Annotated in this window: 14 protein-coding genes and 1 pseudogene; 9 read left to right on the forward strand and 6 right to left on the reverse strand. The window is 70.6% G+C overall.

The annotated features are described in order from the left end of the window. Positions 1 to 19: 19 nt before the first annotated feature. Complete coding sequence (locus tag IG90_RS0103235; RefSeq protein WP_030577132.1) at positions 20 to 1,990, forward strand: ATP-dependent DNA helicase; 1,971 nt, start codon at positions 20 to 22, stop codon at positions 1,988 to 1,990. Positions 1,991 to 2,111: 121 nt separating this feature from the next. Here the strand turns inward: IG90_RS0103235 and lexA are convergent, their stop codons facing one another. After that, positions 2,112 to 2,909, reverse strand: coding sequence for a transcriptional repressor LexA (gene lexA, locus IG90_RS0103240; protein WP_030577135.1), 798 nt, complete (start codon positions 2,907 to 2,909; stop codon positions 2,112 to 2,114). A 510-nt stretch (positions 2,910 to 3,419) separates the two neighbouring features. On the opposite strand from lexA, the gene nrdR reads away from it, so the two are divergent. Then, positions 3,420 to 3,932, forward strand: a complete 513-nt coding sequence (gene nrdR / locus IG90_RS0103245) for a transcriptional regulator NrdR (RefSeq protein ID WP_030577138.1) — start codon at positions 3,420 to 3,422, stop codon at positions 3,930 to 3,932. Positions 3,933 to 4,105: 173 nt separating this feature from the next. Further along, positions 4,106 to 7,003, forward strand: a complete 2,898-nt coding sequence (locus IG90_RS0103250) for a vitamin B12-dependent ribonucleotide reductase (RefSeq protein WP_030577141.1) — start codon at positions 4,106 to 4,108, stop codon at positions 7,001 to 7,003. 537 nt (positions 7,004 to 7,540) lie between these two features. Here IG90_RS0103250 and IG90_RS0103255 read toward each other — a convergent pair. Continuing rightward, positions 7,541 to 8,077, reverse strand: a complete 537-nt coding sequence (locus tag IG90_RS0103255) for a TerD family protein (protein WP_030577144.1) — start codon at positions 8,075 to 8,077, stop codon at positions 7,541 to 7,543. A 155-nt stretch (positions 8,078 to 8,232) separates the two neighbouring features. After that, the gene (locus tag IG90_RS0103260; RefSeq protein WP_030577147.1) at positions 8,233 to 9,189 is read right to left on the reverse strand and encodes a DUF1152 domain-containing protein; all 957 of its coding nucleotides are present in this window, start codon (positions 9,187 to 9,189) and stop codon (positions 8,233 to 8,235) included. Positions 9,190 to 9,277: 88 nt separating this feature from the next. On the opposite strand from IG90_RS0103260, the gene IG90_RS0103265 reads away from it, so the two are divergent. The 3 genes from IG90_RS0103265 (at position 9,278) to IG90_RS0103275 (ending at position 11,541) form a co-directional block, all read left to right on the forward strand. Beyond that, a complete protein-coding gene (locus tag IG90_RS0103265) occupies positions 9,278 to 9,883 on the forward strand; it encodes a YdbC family protein (protein ID WP_030577150.1) in 606 nt (201 codons plus the stop codon). Between the two features lie 77 nt (positions 9,884 to 9,960). Continuing rightward, positions 9,961 to 10,620, forward strand: coding sequence for a histidine phosphatase family protein (locus tag IG90_RS0103270; protein ID WP_030577153.1), 660 nt, complete (start codon positions 9,961 to 9,963; stop codon positions 10,618 to 10,620). Between the two features lie 12 nt (positions 10,621 to 10,632). Then, positions 10,633 to 11,541 (forward strand): ADP-ribosylglycohydrolase family protein, encoded by a 909-nt coding sequence (locus tag IG90_RS0103275; protein WP_030577156.1) that lies wholly within the window; start codon positions 10,633 to 10,635, stop codon positions 11,539 to 11,541. Between the two features lie 193 nt (positions 11,542 to 11,734). Here the strand turns inward: IG90_RS0103275 and IG90_RS45480 are convergent, their stop codons facing one another. Continuing rightward, on the reverse strand, positions 11,735 to 12,127 hold the full coding sequence (locus IG90_RS45480) for a hypothetical protein (protein WP_233436063.1): 393 nt from the start codon (positions 12,125 to 12,127) through the stop codon (positions 11,735 to 11,737). A 10-nt stretch (positions 12,128 to 12,137) separates the two neighbouring features. Here IG90_RS45480 and IG90_RS0103280 point away from each other — a divergent pair, with 10 nt between their 5' ends. The 3 genes from IG90_RS0103280 to IG90_RS0103290 all read left to right on the forward strand — a co-directional run bounded on the left by IG90_RS0103280 (position 12,138) and on the right by IG90_RS0103290 (position 15,205). Further along, entirely contained in the window at positions 12,138 to 13,649 is a 1,512-nt protein-coding gene (locus IG90_RS0103280) for a DUF4153 domain-containing protein (RefSeq protein WP_233436064.1), read from the forward strand. Between the two features lie 150 nt (positions 13,650 to 13,799). Next, the gene (locus IG90_RS0103285) at positions 13,800 to 14,510 is read left to right on the forward strand and encodes a ribonuclease HII (RefSeq protein ID WP_030577162.1); all 711 of its coding nucleotides are present in this window, start codon (positions 13,800 to 13,802) and stop codon (positions 14,508 to 14,510) included. A 62-nt stretch (positions 14,511 to 14,572) separates the two neighbouring features. Further along, a complete protein-coding gene (locus IG90_RS0103290) occupies positions 14,573 to 15,205 on the forward strand; it encodes a hypothetical protein (protein WP_030577165.1) in 633 nt (210 codons plus the stop codon). Positions 15,206 to 15,341: 136 nt separating this feature from the next. Here IG90_RS0103290 and IG90_RS0103295 read toward each other — a convergent pair whose 3' ends face one another. Both IG90_RS0103295 and IG90_RS41360 read right to left on the reverse strand, forming a co-directional pair. After that, positions 15,342 to 15,983, reverse strand: coding sequence for a hypothetical protein (locus IG90_RS0103295; RefSeq protein ID WP_030577168.1), 642 nt, complete (start codon positions 15,981 to 15,983; stop codon positions 15,342 to 15,344). A gap of 216 nt (positions 15,984 to 16,199) precedes the next feature. Next, a pseudogene (locus tag IG90_RS41360) lies at positions 16,200 to 17,001 on the reverse strand (recombinase RecQ); the annotation flags it as partial. Between the last annotated feature and the right edge of the window lie 144 nt (positions 17,002 to 17,145).

A 17,145-nucleotide genomic window follows, 5' to 3' on the forward strand; every position in this document is an offset into this window, starting at 1 on the left:
GCCGTAGGGTGGTCGGGCTATGACTAAGCCATCCCTCCCCGAGCTCCTGCACGCCGCCGTCACCGCCGTCGGCGGTACGGAAAGGCCCGGCCAGGTCACCATGGCCGAGGCCGTTGCCGAGGCCGTCGACGACCAATCCCACCTGCTCGTCCAGGCCGGCACCGGTACGGGCAAGTCGCTCGGTTATCTGGTGCCGGCCCTGGCGCACGGGGAGCGGGTCGTCGTGGCCACGGCCACCCTCGCCCTCCAGCGCCAGCTCGTGGAGCGGGACCTTCCGCGTACGGTCGAGTCCCTGCATCCGCTGCTGCGCCGGCGCCCGCAGTTCGCCATGCTCAAGGGCCGGTCGAACTACCTCTGTCTGCACCGGCTCCATGAAGGGGTGCCGCAGGACGAGGAGGAGGGACTGTTCGACCAGTTCGAGGCGGCCGCCCCGTCCAGCAAGCTGGGGCAGGACCTGCTGCGGCTGCGGGACTGGTCGGACGAGACGGAGACGGGCGACCGGGACGATCTGACCCCCGGCGTCTCGGACCGGGCCTGGGCGCAGATCTCGGTCTCCTCGCGCGAGTGCCTGGGCGCGACGAAGTGCGCGTACGGCGCGGAGTGCTTCGCGGAGGCGGCCCGCGAGCGCGCGAAGCTCGCGGACGTGGTCGTCACCAACCACGCGCTGCTCGCGATCGACGCCATCGAGGGCGCGCCGGTGCTGCCCTCCCACGAGGTGCTGATCGTCGACGAGGCCCATGAGCTGGTCTCCCGGGTCACCGGCGTGGCCACCGGGGAGCTCACCCCCGCCCAGGTCAACCGCGCGGTCCGCCGTGCGGCGAAGCTGGTCAACGAGAAGGCGGCCGACGCGCTCCAGACCGCAGCGGAGGGTTTCGAGCGGGTCATGGAACTGGCGCTCCCCGGGCGTCTGGAGGAGGTGCCCGAGGATCTCGGGTACGCGCTGATGGCGCTGCGCGACGCGGCGCGCACGGTGATCTCCGCGATCGGCGCCACCCGGGACAAGTCCGTCGAGGACGAGAACGCCGTACGCAAGCAGGCCCTGGCCTCGGTCGAGTCGATCCACGGCGTCGCCGAGCGCATCACCCAGGGCTCCGAGTACGACGTCGTCTGGTACGAGCAGCACGACCGGTTCGGAGCCTCCGTCCGGGTCGCCCCGCTCTCCGTCTCCGGGCTGCTGCGCGAGAAGCTCTTCGCCGAGCGGTCCGTGGTGCTGACCTCGGCCACCCTCAAGCTCGGCGGCGACTTCAACGGGGTGGGCGCGTCCCTCGGGCTGGCCCCCGAGGGCACGGCCGGCGAGGACGTCCCGCAGTGGAAGGGGCTGGACGTCGGCTCCCCGTTCGACTACCCGAAGCAGGGCATCCTCTATGTCGCCCGGCATCTGAACACCCCGGGTCGGGAGGGATCGCGTACGGACATGCTGGACGAGCTCGCCGAGCTGGTGGAGGCGGCCGGCGGGCGCACGCTGGGGCTGTTCTCCTCGATGCGCGGAGCCAAGGCGGCGGCCGAGGAACTGCGGGGCCGCATGGACAGGCCGATCCTGCTCCAGGGCGAGGAGACGCTCGGCGAGCTGATCAAGAACTTCGCGGCAGACCCGGAGACCTGTCTCTTCGGGACCCTGTCGCTCTGGCAGGGCGTCGACGTCCCGGGGCCGAGCTGTCAGCTGGTGGTCATGGACCGGATCCCGTTCCCCCGACCCGACGATCCGCTGATGAGCGCCCGGCAGAAGGCGGTCGAGGAGGCGGGCGGCAACGGCTTCATGGCCGTGGCGGCGACGCATGCCGCTCTGCTGATGGCCCAGGGCGCGGGCCGGCTGGTCCGGGCCACGGGCGACAAGGGCGTCGTCGCCGTGCTGGACCCGCGGCTCGCCAACGCGCGGTACGGCAGCTATCTGCGCGCCTCACTGCCGGACTTCTGGTACACCACCGACCGGAACCAGGCGCGCCGCTCCCTGGCCGCGATCGACGCCAAGGCCAAGGCTGACAAGGCGTAGGAGGAGGCCTGCCTTTCAGGCGGGCAAGGCAAAGCCCCGGGACCGACGTCTTGATCGACGTCCTAGGCAGAGATCCCGGGGCAGACCGCCGTGGCCGACGCTCGTATCGGACCCGACGTCCTCAGACCCGACGCAGCACCGCCACCACCTTGCCCAGGATGGTCGCCTCGTCGCCGGGGATCGGCTGGTACGCGGCGTTGTGCGGGAGCAGCCATACGTGACCGTCCTCCCGGCGGAAGCGCTTGACCGTCGCCTCGCCGTCGAGCATGGCGGCGACGATGTCCCCGTTCTCCGCGACGGGCTGGCGACGGACGGTGACCCAGTCACCGTCACAGATCGCGGCCTCGATCATCGAGTCGCCGACGACCTTCAGGACGAACAGCTCACCGTCGCCGACGAGCTGGCGGGGGAGCGGGAAGACATCCTCGACGGACTCCTCGGCGAGGATCGGGCCACCGGCGGCGATCCGGCCCACCAGCGGCACATAGGACGCGGCGGGCTTGCCCGTCGTGTCGGTCGGCTGCGTGCTGGACTGGTCCGACCCGCGCACCTCGTAGGCACGGGGCCGGTGCGGGTCCCGGCGGAGGAAGCCCTTGCGCTCCAGGGCCATCAGCTGATGGGCGACGGACGATGTGCTGGACAGGCCCACCGCCTGACCGATCTCCCGCATGGAGGGCGGGTACCCGCGCCGCTGCACGGAGTCGCGGATGACCTCGATGACCCGCCGTTGCCGGTCGGTGAGCCCCGAGCTGTCCGCCCGGATACCGGGAGGCCTGCCGGGCATGGAACGCCCCGGGCGTGCGGGCTCGGGCCCGTCCGTGTTCGTGACTGAGTCATTCATGGCATGCACCGGCTCAAGTCGGCTCTGGGAGCGATGGTCCCGGGCGGTGATGGTGGCACTGTCTGCGGTGGTGGTCACGTCGGCCCCTCTCGAATGTTCTCCCTAGCTGGACAACGGTAGTAGCTTTCGAAAGGTTGCGCCAAACACACGTTCGAGTGAAAAACGAATAAAGGGGTGCCGCGGTGCAACCGGCAGGTGTATGAGCGGCAGGATGGGGATCGCGCGCGGTCTCCAATGGAGGCTCCGCCGCGGTCCCGGACCCAGTCTTTCATCCGGACCCATGGGGTCCTTCATCCGGACCCGTGCCGGAGCCCCGGCGGCTCGACGGCCCCGCGTTTCCCGTACCCTCTTCCCTGGCCCACGCTCCCCCCGAAACGCCTCCGAGTGAGGTCCGGCGCGCGACACGCGATAGGGCCGAAAACGCGACTCAACCCTAGATCTAGTGGTTGGATTGCTCCAGTCGCCCAGAAGTTGTGGTCTCGGTTCAATCGCGCCGTGGTCATCGCCTATGCTGGGACTGCTTCCAGGGGCCCGAGAAGGGCCCTGAAGAGGCTATTCAGTCGTGCGTGTGAAGGAGGGTTGGGAGCCATGCACTGCCCCTTCTGCAGGCACCCCGACAGCAGGGTCGTCGACAGTCGCACCACCGACGACGGGACGTCGATCCGTCGCCGTCGGCAGTGCCCCGACTGTTCCCGCCGTTTCACCACGGTGGAGACCTGCTCACTGATGGTGGTCAAGCGCAGCGGCGTGACCGAGCCCTTCAGTCGCACCAAGGTCATCTCCGGCGTCCGCAAGGCATGCCAGGGGCGACCCGTCACGGAAGACGCCCTCGCCAAGCTCGGCCAGCGGGTCGAGGAGGCGGTGCGCGCGACCGGCAGCGCCGAGCTGACCACCCACGACGTGGGACTGGCCATCCTCGGCCCGTTGCAGGAACTCGACCTCGTCGCGTATCTGCGCTTCGCGTCCGTGTACCGGGCGTTCGATTCCCTGGAAGACTTCGAGGCCGCCATCGTGGAACTGCGTGCGCAGCGGCCTTCCGCAGAGGACTGCGGGAGCGGCGAGACCCTTGAGGTCCCCGCCCCCGCCATTGCCGCCGACTGAGCGGTACCCGCCCGGGACGCCCGTGCCCGCAGAGGTATCTCTGCGGAGCGGCGGCAGGGCGACATGAGATGTGCTTCCGGCTGCCGAGCACGGCTTCCGGAGCATCTGACACACATTGTGCCTGGGAAGATCTGGGCACTTCAGGGCGTTTTCGCCCACATATGGGAGGCGGCATGACAGAGACGGCGAGCGGCCCGGCACGAGGTTCCCGCACCAAGGGCGCCAAGGCGAGCAAGGGTCTGCGTATCGAGCGCATCCACACCAACCCCGGCGTGCACCCGTACGACGAGGTGGCGTGGGAGCGCCGTGACGTCGTCATGACCAATTGGCGCGACGGCTCGATCAACTTCGAGCAGCGTGGCGTCGAGTTCCCCGACTTCTGGTCGGTGAACGCGGTCAACATCGTCACCAGCAAGTACTTCCGCGGCGCTGTCGGCACGCCGCAGCGCGAGACCGGTCTCAAGCAGCTGATCGACCGGATCGTGAAGACGTACCGGAAGGCCGGTGAGGAGAACAGCTACTTCGCCTCTCCCGCGGACGCGGAGATCTTCGAGCACGAGCTGGCCTACGCGCTCCTGCACCAGGTCTTCAGCTTCAACTCCCCGGTCTGGTTCAACGTCGGCACGCCCCAGCCGCAGCAGGTCTCCGCCTGCTTCATCCTGGCCGTCGACGACTCCATGGAGTCGATCCTCGACTGGTACAAGGAAGAGGGCATGATCTTCAAGGGCGGCTCCGGCGCCGGCCTGAACCTCTCCCGTATCCGCTCCTCCAAGGAGCTCCTCTCCTCCGGCGGCAACGCCTCGGGACCGGTCTCGTTCATGCGCGGCGCCGACGCGTCCGCCGGAACGATCAAGTCGGGCGGCGCCACCCGCCGCGCGGCCAAGATGGTCATTCTCGACGTCGACCACCCCGACATCGAGAACTTCATCGAGACCAAGGTCAAGGAGGAGGAGAAGATCCGCGCCCTGCGCGACGCGGGCTTCGACATGGACCTGGGCGGCGACGACATCACGTCCGTCCAGTACCAGAACGCCAACAACTCGGTCCGCGTGAACGACGAGTTCATGAAGGCCGTCGAAGCGGGCGGCAAGTTCGGGCTGCGCGCCCGGATGACCGGCGACGTCATCGAAGAGGTCGAGGCCAAGTCCCTCTTCCGCAAGATGGCCGAGGCCGCCTGGGCCTGCGCCGACCCGGGCATCCAGTACGACGACACCATCAACGCCTGGCACACCTGCCCGGAGTCCGGCCGGATCAACGGCTCGAACCCGTGCAGCGAGTACATGCACCTGGACAACACCTCGTGCAACCTCGCCTCGCTGAACCTGATGAAGTTCCTCAAGGACGACGGCCTGGGCCACCAGTCCTTCGAGTCCGAGCGCTTCGCCAAGGTCGTCGAGCTGGTCATCACCGCGATGGACATCTCGATCTGCTTCGCGGACTTCCCCACGCAGAAGATCGGCGAGAACACCCGCGCCTACCGTCAGCTGGGCATCGGCTACGCCAACCTCGGCGCCCTGCTGATGGCGACCGGTCACGCGTACGACAGCGACGGCGGCCGGGCCCTGGCCGGCGCCATCACCTCGCTGATGACCGGCACCTCCTACCGGCGCTCCGCCGAACTGGCCGCGGTCGTCGGCCCGTACGACGGCTACGCCCGCAACGCCGAACCGCACCAGCGCGTCATGAAGCAGCACTCCGACGCCAACGCCAAGGCCGTCCACGTCGACGACCTCGACTCGCCGGTCTGGGCCGCCGCGACGGAAGCCTGGCAGGACGTGATCCGGCTCGGCGCGAAGAACGGTTTCCGTAACGCGCAGGCCTCGGTCATCGCGCCCACCGGCACCATCGGTCTCGCGATGTCCTGCGACACCACCGGTCTGGAGCCCGACCTCGCCCTGGTCAAGTTCAAGAAGCTGGTCGGCGGCGGCTCGATGCAGATCGTCAACGGCACGGTGCCGCAGGCGCTGCGCCGTCTCGGCTACCAGCCGGAGCAGATCGAGGCGATCGTCGCCCACATCGCCGAGAACGGCAACGTGATCGACGCCCCCGGCCTGAAGACCGAGCACTACAGCGTCTTCGACTGCGCGATGGGCGAGCGCTCCATCTCCGCGATGGGTCACGTCCGGATGATGGCGGCCATCCAGCCGTGGATCTCCGGCGCGCTCTCCAAGACGGTGAACCTTCCCGAGACGGCCACCGTCGAGGATGTCGAAGAGGTCTACTTCGAGGCGTGGAAGATGGGCGTCAAGGCGCTCGCGATCTACCGCGACAACTGCAAGGTCGGCCAGCCCCTCTCCGCCAAGACCAAGGACAAGGAGAAGGAAGAGGTCACCGCGAAGGCCGAGGAGACCATCCGTACGGCGGTCGAGAAGGTCGTCGAGTACCGCCCGGTCCGCAAGCGCCTCCCCAAGGGCCGTCCCGGCATCACCACCTCCTTCACGGTGGGCGGCGCCGAGGGCTACATGACCGCCAACTCCTACCCGGACGACGGTCTCGGCGAGGTCTTCCTGAAGATGTCCAAGCAGGGCTCGACCCTCGCGGGCATGATGGACGCCTTCTCCATCGCCGTCTCGGTCGGTCTGCAGTACGGCGTCCCCCTGGAGACGTACGTCTCGAAGTTCACCAACATGCGCTTCGAGCCGGCCGGTATGACGGACGACCCGGACGTGCGGATGGCGCAGTCGATCGTCGACTACATCTTCCGTCGCCTGGCGCTCGACTTCCTGCCCTTCGAGACCCGCTCGGCCCTCGGCATCCACTCCGCCGAGGAGCGTCAGCGTCACCTGGACACCGGCAGTTACGAGCCGTCGTTCGAGCCGGACGGCCTGGACGCGGACAGCCTGACCCAGTCGGCCCCGGTCCACGCCGAGCCCCTGAAGGTGGTGGCGGCTCCCCAGGAGTCCGCCGTGAAGCCCGCACCGAAGACGGCGCACACGTCGGCCGAACTGGTCGAGATGCAGCTCGGCATCAGCGCCGACGCCCCGCTCTGCTTCTCCTGCGGTACGAAGATGCAGCGCGCCGGCTCCTGCTACATCTGCGAGGGCTGCGGCTCGACGAGCGGCTGCAGCTGAACCGAGCGGGATCGCGTCGGATGAGACATCCGACGCCGAACCCGCGGTGTGATCTCCGAAGGGGAGGTGCGCCGGCTCCGGGCCGGCGCACCTCCCCTTCGGGGTGTGGTTCGCTCACTCGCAGTTGACCCACTCGTTGGAGACGGTCTTGACAGGGGCCTCGTCCCAGCGCCCTTGTACCCGCGCTTCACCGTAGTGATGAAGTCGGTGTGGTTCTTGCCGGCGTAGACGTTCACGTCACAGCTCCTGAACACGCCGCCCCTGGTGCCGCTCGCCGAGCACAGCACCGGCCACCCGCTCGACGAGCGGCCGGCCGCCCAGTACATGCTTGCTTAGAGCCGGGTTCTGACGGCGCTCGCAGCCGAGGCGGAACCAGCGGTGATCAGCGCGGGATCACCGACGGTCCGCGCGGACTGTCTTCCTCCACCCCTCCGACCATGCCGCGCCAGGAGCACAGCAGACGGTCGACCGACGGCGGAACGAGCCGCTCCGGCATGTCCTCGGCAGCTGCGCCGGGTTGTCCGGAAACGGCCGATGTCACGCTTCGGCGGCCCGGCTTCCCATCACCGTGGCGAACACCTCGGGGTCGCTGTCGAAGCCGCGCACCGACGACCGGAACACCCAGGGCCCCGCGTCCTCCCGGACGAACTCCCCGATGACCGCCGCGGTCGCCCACGCCACGCCGGAGAAGTCGTTCTCGGCCAGGATGGTGTAGCCCTCGCCGATCTCCATTGCCGTGCTTCTTATGGCGCCGAAGGTCTTGTGGCCGTCGCGCTGCTGGATGGCGACACCGACCACCACGCGTCCGTACCGGTCCGCCAGCCGGCCCAGCTCGATGGTCATGACCTCGTCGAAGCCGAAACCCAGGCCGGTCCGGCTGTCCCGGTTCAGCGTGATGGTGCCGTCCGGCGAGCGGCTGTCGAAGTGCACCAGGTAGGCGGGGGCGCCGTACGGCTCCTCGGCCGGATACGTCGCCGCGATGATGTCGAGGTCGTTGGCCGCCGCCCCGTGCGGGCTGGGATCCCATTTGACCCGCACCTCGACCTTTTCGATGTCCTTGTTCGGAGTGCTCAAGGGACTTCCCTCCCGGCCGACGGCCCGCGGACCGTTCTCATCACCCGATACATGATTCACCCGATCATGTACGGAACCGGCCTCGGAACCAACTGCCCCGGTCACGGACGGCGGATTCGGGCCATTCGCCGGCCGCGCTGCACCCCGCCCGTGCCTCAGTGGGGGATCCTGCGCGGCGGGCGCTGCCGTACCTCCTCGCGGAACAACTCGATCGCACTGCTGACCTGCCGCATCAGGTGCGTGTCCTCGATCCGGTCCAGATAGAGGCACTGCGCGGCCAGCCCTTCGAGTTCGAACGCGAAGTACAGGGCCATCAGCGGATTGACGAAGAGCTCGCTCCCCTTGGTGCGCGAGGTGAACTGCACGTCCCCGAACTCCCCCCGTACGGCTGCCGCTATGGAACCGTTGACGATGCTGGGGTGGTCCGGTGTCTGTTCTTGTGCGTGCGCGACCGCGTCGAGGAACAGTGCGCCCTCCCGGGTCGTACGAGGTACGGAGAACGCCCCCAGATACGCGCCCGCGCGCTCCAGCGCCGCTATGTTCTCCAGGACCAGGCCGTGGCTCACCCCGTGATAGGCGTCGACCCCGAACCCGATGGACACGACGAGGCGTTCGGGGCCTTCGATCCCAGCGAGGGCGGCCACGCCGGCGAGGTCCTCCTCCGGCGTGCCGAGCCCCGCCTCGTCCCCGCGCATCAGGATGTCCGTGCCGCCGTCCACGAGGACGACCGCGTCGATGTCGTACCGCTCGATCAGCGCCCGGTACGCGGCGCGCAACGGCTGGACCCCGACCCGTGACAGCGCGTGCACCGTGCCCGGGTAGCCGTGCAGGGTGAGCCACCGGGCGAGGGCACGCTCGGGGAAGTACGGCTGGTGCGGGGCGGTGTCCGGGGTGATCACCGCCAGATCGGGGGCCGCCCAGGACTCCAGCGGAAGCCCTTCGACCGCGCTGAAGGTGAGGTTGGCGAGCTGGACCTCCTTGCCCTGGTGCATCAGCGAGAGGGCCAACGGCAGCCCGGCATAGATGTCGAAGCCCCCTCCGGCCCCCGCGACGAGGATGCGCCGGGCGGAGGCGAGCCGACCGAACAGGGGGTGAGCGTGCAGCGTCGTCATGACGATCATTGTGCGAGCGGAACGGTGGGCCGGGGCGCACTCCCCGGGACCGTGACGCGCGCCACGCTCCGCGCCGTACGATGGCGCGGTGCTGGTGAAGTGGATTCGCTGCTCCGTGGTGGACCGTCATGGTTTCGAACGGGGACAGCGGAAGTGGGCGGGGCTGCTCGGCGAGCCGGGGTTCAGAGGACAGAGCGGCGGGTGGAGCCGAACGCGCCCCGACGTCGCCCATGTCTTCGCTTTCTGGGAGAACCGCGTCTTCTACGACTCCTTCATGGCTCGCGGGCACGACCGACTGGCCGCCGGGCAGTCGGGCATGTTCCGCGACATGCAGGTCACCCTCTTCGAGCGCCGCTTCGACGTGAAGACGGACTTCGAGCCCCACTTCGCGGAGGCGGACGTCGTCCGGGTCGCGCACAGCCGGGTGCACGAGGAGCGCGCCGAGCACTTCGTGTTGATGCAGAAACAGGTGTGGAATCCCGCCATGGCCGGATCACCCGGCATGCTGCGCGGCGTGTTCGGCGAGGCGCCAGGCAACGAGTTTCTCGCGCTGTCCCTGTGGAAGTCGAGCGCCGAGCGCGGCAAGTACCGCGCGGCGGGGGCCGAGCGGCTGGCGGCCCGCGCGCAGACCGAGGCGGACGTGATCGAGCTGACCGGAGACGTCGTGGAGCTGGAACCGTCCTGGACGGTGTGACCCGCGCCCGCACCGCGGACCGCGGTGCGTGAGGCCCCGACCCGTCGCGCGGGCCCGATTCGATCTAGGCTCGGGACATGGCACGACCGCAGCGCATTGTCCTCGTCCGGCACGGCGAGTCCGAGGGCAACGCCGACGACACGGTGTACGAGCGGGAGCCCGACCACGCGCTCCGGCTCACCGACACAGGTCTGCGGCAGGCCCGGGAGACCGGGGAGGGGCTGCGAGAGCAGTTCGGCGGGGAACGGGTGAGCGTCTACATCTCGCCCTACCGCCGCACCCACGAGACGTTCCGGGCCTTCGATCTCGACCCGGCGCGCGTCCGGGTCCGCGAGGAGCCCCGGCTGCGCGAGCAGGACTGGGGCAACTGGCAGGACCGGGACGACGTACGGCTGCAGAAGGCCTACCGGGACGCGTACGGGCACTTCTTCTACCGGTTCGCCCAAGGCGAGTCCGGCGCCGACGTCTACGACCGGGTCGGGGCGTTCCTGGAGAGCCTGCACCGGAGCTTCGAGGAGCCGGACCACCCGGAGAACGTCCTGCTGGTCACCCACGGACTGACGATGCGGCTGTTCTGCATGCGCTGGTTCCACTGGTCGGTCGCGGAGTTCGAGTCGCTGTCCAACCCGGGCAACGGCGAGACGCGGACCCTGCTGCTGGGCGAGAACGGCCGCTACACCCTCGACCGGCCCTTCCAGCGCTGGCGTACTCCTGAGCCGTACGGCCGCACCGGATAGAGTGGCAGGGCGATGACCGCTGATTCTGCTTCCGAGCGGCGCTTCGAACGCGCCCTGGACAGCCTGCGTGGGCTGTCCGTGGGAGACGCCCTGGGCTCCCAGTTCTTCGTCCCCGTCAACTACCCCCTGCTGAAACAGCGGGCCCTGCCGCCCGGGCCCTGGCAGTGGACCGACGACACCGAGATGGCCTGCTCGGTCCTCGCCGTGCTCACCGCGCACGGCCGCATCGACCAGGACGCGCTCGCCCGCTCCTTCGCCGAGCACCACGACTTCGACCGGGGCTACGGCCCCGCCGTCAACCGGCTCCTCAGGCTCGTACGGGAGGGCGGCGACTGGCGGGAGCTGTCCTCGGCGCTGTTCAAGGGCCAGGGCTCCTGGGGCAACGGTTCGGCGATGCGCATCGCTCCGCTCGGCGCCTGGTACGCGGACGATCCCGAGCAGGCCACGCACCAGGCGGAGATCTCCTCGTACACCACGCACCAGCACCGCGAGGCCGTCGTCGGCGCGATGGCCGTCGCCGCGGCCGCGTCGCTCGCCGCCGCCCCCGGCGGACCGCCGAGCCCTGAAGACCTCCTCGACGGCGTCATCGCGCTCGTACCCCGCAGCGCCGTCGGCGCGGGACTGCGCCGCGCCCGCGACATGCTGGACTACCGGGACGCCGGGACGGTCGCCGCGGTCCTCGGCAACGGCCGCCGGACCAGCGCCCACGACACCGTGCCGTTCGCGCTCTGGTCGGCCGCCAGGAGCCTCGGGGACTACGAGGAGGCGTTCTGGGTCACGGCCCAGGCGGGCGGCGACGTGGACACGACGTGCGCCATCGTCGGTGGGGTCGTCGCCTCGGGGGAGGCCGGAGCGCCGCCTGCCGACTGGCTGGCACAGACGGAGGAGCCACCGGCGTGGCTGACCCCGTCCTCGCGCTGACCCTGTCTGTCACGGTCCTGCCACAGGATCACTCTGTGTGTCCGTGAAGGGTTTGCGAACGCGAGTTCGGGATTACTCTTTCGCCCACGCCGCCCCTGGTTGATCTTGAGGGTGTGCGCCGAATGAGACGCCGGGAAAGGCGTACGGCCGCGGGCCGCGCGTGGACCCGGCGGGGGAGGGGTCCCATGTCCGATCAGCCGTCCGAGGCGTCCCGACCGCCGCAGAAGTCCCCGGAGGCCGGTACGCCCAGGCCACCGGAACCGCGGCGGCCGTCGGAGCCGCCGGTGGCGTCCGAGGCCGCCGACAGGCCGCCGGTGAACACGACGCAGCCGTCCGGAACGCAGCCGTCCGGAACGCAGCCGTCCGAGACGCAGCCGTCCGAGACGACGCCGTCCGAGACGCAGCCGTCCGAGACGACGCCGTCCGGAACGCAGCCGTCCGAGACGCAGCCGTCCGAGACGCAGCCGTCCGGCGCGCAGACACCCGGTGTGCGGGGCGCTGCCGCGCATACCGCCCGGGCGCAGGCCGCGGCAGCCGCGCGGCCGGGCAGCCCCTGGCAGCACGCCGCGGGGGCACCCGGTGCCAAGGACGAGGGTGTGACGGCCCGGCTCCGGCCGGCCGCTCCGCCCCTTGTCCGCCCCGCCGTTCTCTGGTCGGTCCTGGCCACCGCCGTCCTGAGCGCGCTCCTCCTGGGCGAGGGGCTGGGGGTGAACCTCCTGATCGTGGCGGCGCCCGCCGCGCTGGCGGCGTACTTCGCCGCCCGGTCGGCAGGCCGTCGGCTGCGGCCCTGGACCGCGACCTGGGCGGTCGGAGGGCTCGCGCTGCTCGCGGTGCCGGCGCTGCGGGACGCGGGCTGGCCCACCTTCCTCGCCGTCGTGTCGGCCTTCGCGCTCGGCTCCCTGGCGCTGCACGGCAGCCGCAGCTGGCCGGGCGTGCTGATCGGCTCGCTGGGGCTGTTCGACTCGGTCGTCCCCGGCATCATCTGGGGCGTACGGGGGATCCGCGCACGGGCCGACGGTTCCCGGGCGCGCTGGGGCGCCGCCGTGCGCACCACCGCGGTGGCCCTCGTGCTGCTGGTGGTGTTCGGAACCCTCTTCGCCAGCGCGGACGCCGCGTTCGCCGATCTGCTGGGCAGTCTCCTGCCCGACGCTTCGGTCGGTGACGGACCGTGGCGGATCTTCCTGTTCGCCCTCGGCCTGGCCGGCGCACTCGCCGCCGCGTACGCCGCGGCGGCGCCGGTGCGCTGGGACGGGCTCACCGTCCGGCCCGGCAAACCCCGGGGACGGGCCGAATGGGCCCTTCCGCTGATCGTGCTCAACCTGCTCTTCGCCGCGTTCATCACGCTCCAGCTCGTCGTCCTCCTCGGGGGCTACGACAAGGTGCGGGCGGAGACCGGGCTCGATCACGCCGAGTACGCCCGCCAGGGCTTCTGGCAGCTGCTGTGGGCCACCCTGCTCACGCTCCTCGTGATCGCCCTGGCCCTGCGCTGGGCGCCGCGCGGCGGCACCCGGGACCGGACGCTGGTGCGCGCCGTCCTCGGCACCCTGTGCGTGCTCACCCTCGTCGTCGTCGCCTCCGCGCTGCGCCGCATGGACCTGTACGTCGACGAGTACGGCCTGACCAGGCTCCGGATATCCGTGGCCGCGATGGAGCTCTGGCTCGGGGTGGTGCTGGTCCTGATCCTGGCGGCCGGGGTTTTCGGGGCCCGGTTCCTGCCGCGGGCCGTCGCGGTGAGTGCGGCGGCCGGTGTCCTGGCCTTCGGGCTGCTCTCGCCGGACGGACTGATCGCCGAGCAGAACGTCCAGCGCTTCGAGGACGGCAAGTCGACCGCCATCGACATCGACTACGTCGAGGACCTGTCCGCCGACGCCGTACCGGCCCTGGACCGACTCCCCGAACCGGAACGCTCCTGTGCGCTGCGGATCATCCAGAACGAGGTCATCCACGCCGACACCCCCTGGTACGCGACCAGCTGGGGAGAGGCGCGGGCGAAGGAGATCCTGGAGAAGCGCCCGGTGAAGGGTGACGGCCGCGACTGCTACGGCGTGGGCAGGGGCGGATCCCGCGACGGATACGAGCCGGACGACGACGGCTACGACCCGTACTGAGCCGACGGCCTTCCGGGCCCACGGACCTTCCGAGCCCACGGGTTGAGGGGGCCCGTGGGGCCTCGAACTCGCCTCCGATGGATGATTCGCGGTCTGCACGGTGCCCCGGGGTGTTGCTGCCGTGGCTCTCGGCGTACGCTGGCTGGCGCCATGCCGTACGAACCACCCACGCACACCGTCGAGCGCTCGCTTCGCGCTACCACCGGTGCCAGGACCGTCGCCGGTGTCGATGAGGTCGGACGCGGAGCGTGGGCCGGACCCGTCACCGTGTGCGCGGCCGTCACCGGCCTGCGCCGACCGCCCGAAGGTCTCACCGATTCCAAGCTGTTGACCCCCCGGCGGCGTGCCGAACTCGCCCCCGTGCTGCGGAGCTGGGTCACCGCCTACGCGCTGGGTGACGCCTCCCCGCAGGAGATCGACGACCTCGGAATGACCGCCGCCCTCCGGCTCGCCGCCGTGCGGGCCCTGGAGGGGCTGCCGGTACGGCCCGACGCGGTGATCCTCGACGGCAAGCACGACTATCTGGGCGTTCCCTGGAAGGTCCGCACCGTGATCAAGGGCGATCAGTCCTGCATCGCGGTCGCGGCGGCCTCGGTGATCGCCAAAGTGCACCGTGACCGGATGATGGCCGAGCTGGGCGCCGCCTCCGAGGACTGCACCGACTTCGCCTTCGATGCCAACGCGGGGTACCCCTCGCCCGTGCACCGGGCCGCACTGGAGGAGCGGGGGCCTACGGCCCATCACCGCCTCTCCTGGTCGTATCTGGACGCGCTGCCCCGGTGGCAGCACCTGAAGAAGGTCCGTTTTTCCGCCGAGGCGGCCGCACTCGAAAGCGGGGGCCAGCTCGGCTTCGAATTCTGATCGCGCACACGCGCCCCTTTTACCGACGCCGACGACATCGGCGTTCGCCACAGACCACCTTCATGCCTCTGATCTCCGAGGAGCCTCAGATTCCCGAGAGCGCCCAGGGTCCCCGCGTCACTCCGGCCGCCGGCCGCACCGCGCCGACCCCCCGTCCCGTACCCGGTCCGCGTTCCGCGGCCACCCCGCGTCCCGGTCGCCCGGGCCCGCGTCCCGCGCCCCCGGCGCCCCGCGCCCACCCCGCCCCGGCGGCACCCGTCGCTCCGGCGCCCACCCGCCCGGAGCCTGCGGAGAATCGTTCCGCGCCGCAGATCCAGCTGATCCCGGCCCCGGCAGCCGGTGCACTCGACGCGGCCGAGGAAGCTGTCGACCTGCTGCTGGAGTCCGGTCGAGCACCGGGCGACATCCTGGTGCTCACCACCGGCGAACAGCACCCGTGGGCCGCCCACGAGCTGTCCTTCGGCGAAGCCGCCTACTGGGCCCAGCACGACGCGGGCGACGACGTCTTCTTCGCCGACGTCTCCGCGGCGGAGAAGGCCCGCTCCCGCCCCGTGGTCGTCGTCGCGGTCAACGACGACGCCGACCGGGCCGTGGCGGCCCGTACCCTGCCCGTCGCACGTGACCGTGCCGCCGCGCTGTTGATCGTCTGCGGAGACCCGCAGACGATCAACTCCGCACTCGGCGCCGGGGTCTGACACCCCGCTTCACGGTGTCCCCGGCCGCCCGTACGGGCGGCCGGCGGCGCCACCCACCGCCGGTCTCCCGGCCACGACCGGGGCCGACCGGCGGACGGATGGGCCGGGCGGATGGGCCAGACGGATGGACGCCCGCTCAGCGGGCCGCGGTGCGGCGCAGTGCCTCCACCGCTCCGCCGCCCGACCGGGTCGGGGCGGTCCCGTGGTCGGCGACGGCGTCGGCCAGGAGCGCGGGCTCCGACAGCGAACTCGGCCGCCGTCCGCCCCGTCCCTCGCCGAGCACCTGCCAGCCCCCGCGGGTGAGTGTGATGTAGGCGCCGCAGCGGAGCCCGTGCAGGGTGCAGGCGTCCCGGAGACCCCACATCCACGCACCGTCCTCCTCGGTCCACCGTTCGTCGCCCTCACGGCAGTACAGAAGGACGGCCGTACGGACCGGTGTGCGACGGCGCAGATCGTGCGGGATGACGCGCCGCAGCTGTGCCAGCAGGGCGTTGCGGAACTCCCAGCCGTCCGCGGCCACCGTCGCCCGGCGGGCGAACGAAGCGCTCGCCGTGAGCCGTTCCTCATGATCGAGGACCGCGACCACAGCGGTGGCCGGAGCAGGCCGGTGCCGGGAGTGCAGTCCGCTGACGACCTCCCGGGGACTGCGGAGCAGGGGTATGCCCGCCGAGGCCCACTCCGCTGGTTCGAGCATCCGGGCAAGGCGGTTGACGGAGTCTGCGGGAACCGAGGACGCCGCTGTCGAAGTGGCTGTGGACGGGGCGAATCCGAAGGTCACGGTCCTCCCTTCGCTACGCGCCCGTGGTGCGGGCAGGGTCGAGTGAGGGCGCGCCGCGGCACAGCCCTTCCGGGCCCGGTGAGGAACTGTACGGGGGCAGCTCCAATTCTCCCTGGCCTACCGGCAGGCGGCAACGAGCAATTGCTGCGCCTGACGGGAATCAGCCGGAATGGCACTGATATCCCTGCCCAAGTCCGCCCAGGATGACTCCCTCTGTCACCCCTGAACCGCGAGGACCAGCGGAAACACCCCCCGCGCTCCGGCCCGTCGCAGCAGCCGCCCGGCCACGGCCAGGGTCCAGCCGGTGTCCGACAGGTCGTCCACCAGCAGAACGGGGCCGCCCGCGGACGCCAACGCCTGCGCCAGCTCCGGCTCCACGACCAGGGCCTCGTGCAGTGCGCGCACCCGCTGCGCACTGTTGGTCTGGGACATCCGCAGGTCCTCGGCGCCCGGCGCGTGGGAGACCGTCCCGAGCAGCGGTATCCGGCCGATCTCGGAGATGCGCCGGCCGAGCGACTGGACCAGTTGCGGCAGTTCGCCGCGGGATGCGCCCCTTGAGATCGATGCCCACCGCCGGCAGGCCGGTGGGCCACATCTTGCGGGGATCCACCTCGACACCGGGCCGGCCCAGCTCGTTGCGCGCTCCGTCCAGGGCGGCGGTGGAGACCTTGTCGTCGAAGCGGGCGCCCGCGCAGCAGGGCGCGGCCTCCTCGTCGTCGAGCCGCAGGAACTCCATCCGGCACGCCGTCGTGGAGGCGTAGTCACGCATGGCCTGCCGCTCGGTCTCCCGCTGCCGGGCGATCCGGGCGTAGCGCTCGGCGTCGTAGAGCCAGGGCTCACCCGTGGAGATCAGCCGCCCTTGACGCGCTTCACCACACCGTCGACGTCCAGCACACCTTGAGCATCGTCTTCATCCGGTCCGGCGCAGATCGACCAAGGGCTCCAGTGCGGGGAGGGAGACCGGCCGCTCCGCACGGGCCAGAACGTCCAGGGTGCGGCGCACCTGCTTGGTCAGGGGTGCATTACGGTGGGGCACGAGGGCCTTCGGCTGGTCGGTGGAGATATCGCAATCCACACCGAACCCGGAAGGCCTTCACTCGTTCAAGATCACTCGCCCGTGATCGCTGTCACCAACCTCCATGGACAGAACAGCTAGTGCTGT

The organism is Streptomyces anulatus (assembly GCF_000721175.1).
GTDB classification, from domain to species: Bacteria; Actinomycetota; Actinomycetes; order Streptomycetales; family Streptomycetaceae; genus Streptomyces; species Streptomyces anulatus_C.

What these genes read in the sequence shown, in the direction of transcription:
- IG90_RS0103235 (WP_030577132.1), top strand. Translation starts at nt 20, where the DNA reads ATGACTAAGCCATCCCTCCCCGAGCTCCTGCACGCCGCCGTCACCGCC.
- nrdR (WP_030577138.1), top strand. Translation starts at nt 3,420, where the DNA reads ATGCACTGCCCCTTCTGCAGGCACCCCGACAGCAGGGTCGTCGACAGT.
- IG90_RS0103250 (WP_030577141.1), top strand. Translation starts at nt 4,106, where the DNA reads ATGACAGAGACGGCGAGCGGCCCGGCACGAGGTTCCCGCACCAAGGGC.
- IG90_RS0103260 (WP_030577147.1), bottom strand. Translation starts at nt 9,189, where the DNA reads ATGACGACGCTGCACGCTCACCCCCTGTTCGGTCGGCTCGCCTCCGCC.
- IG90_RS0103270 (WP_030577153.1), top strand. Translation starts at nt 9,961, where the DNA reads ATGGCACGACCGCAGCGCATTGTCCTCGTCCGGCACGGCGAGTCCGAG.
- IG90_RS0103275 (WP_030577156.1), top strand. Translation starts at nt 10,633, where the DNA reads ATGACCGCTGATTCTGCTTCCGAGCGGCGCTTCGAACGCGCCCTGGAC.
- IG90_RS0103285 (WP_030577162.1), top strand. Translation starts at nt 13,800, where the DNA reads ATGCCGTACGAACCACCCACGCACACCGTCGAGCGCTCGCTTCGCGCT.
- IG90_RS0103290 (WP_030577165.1), top strand. Translation starts at nt 14,573, where the DNA reads ATGCCTCTGATCTCCGAGGAGCCTCAGATTCCCGAGAGCGCCCAGGGT.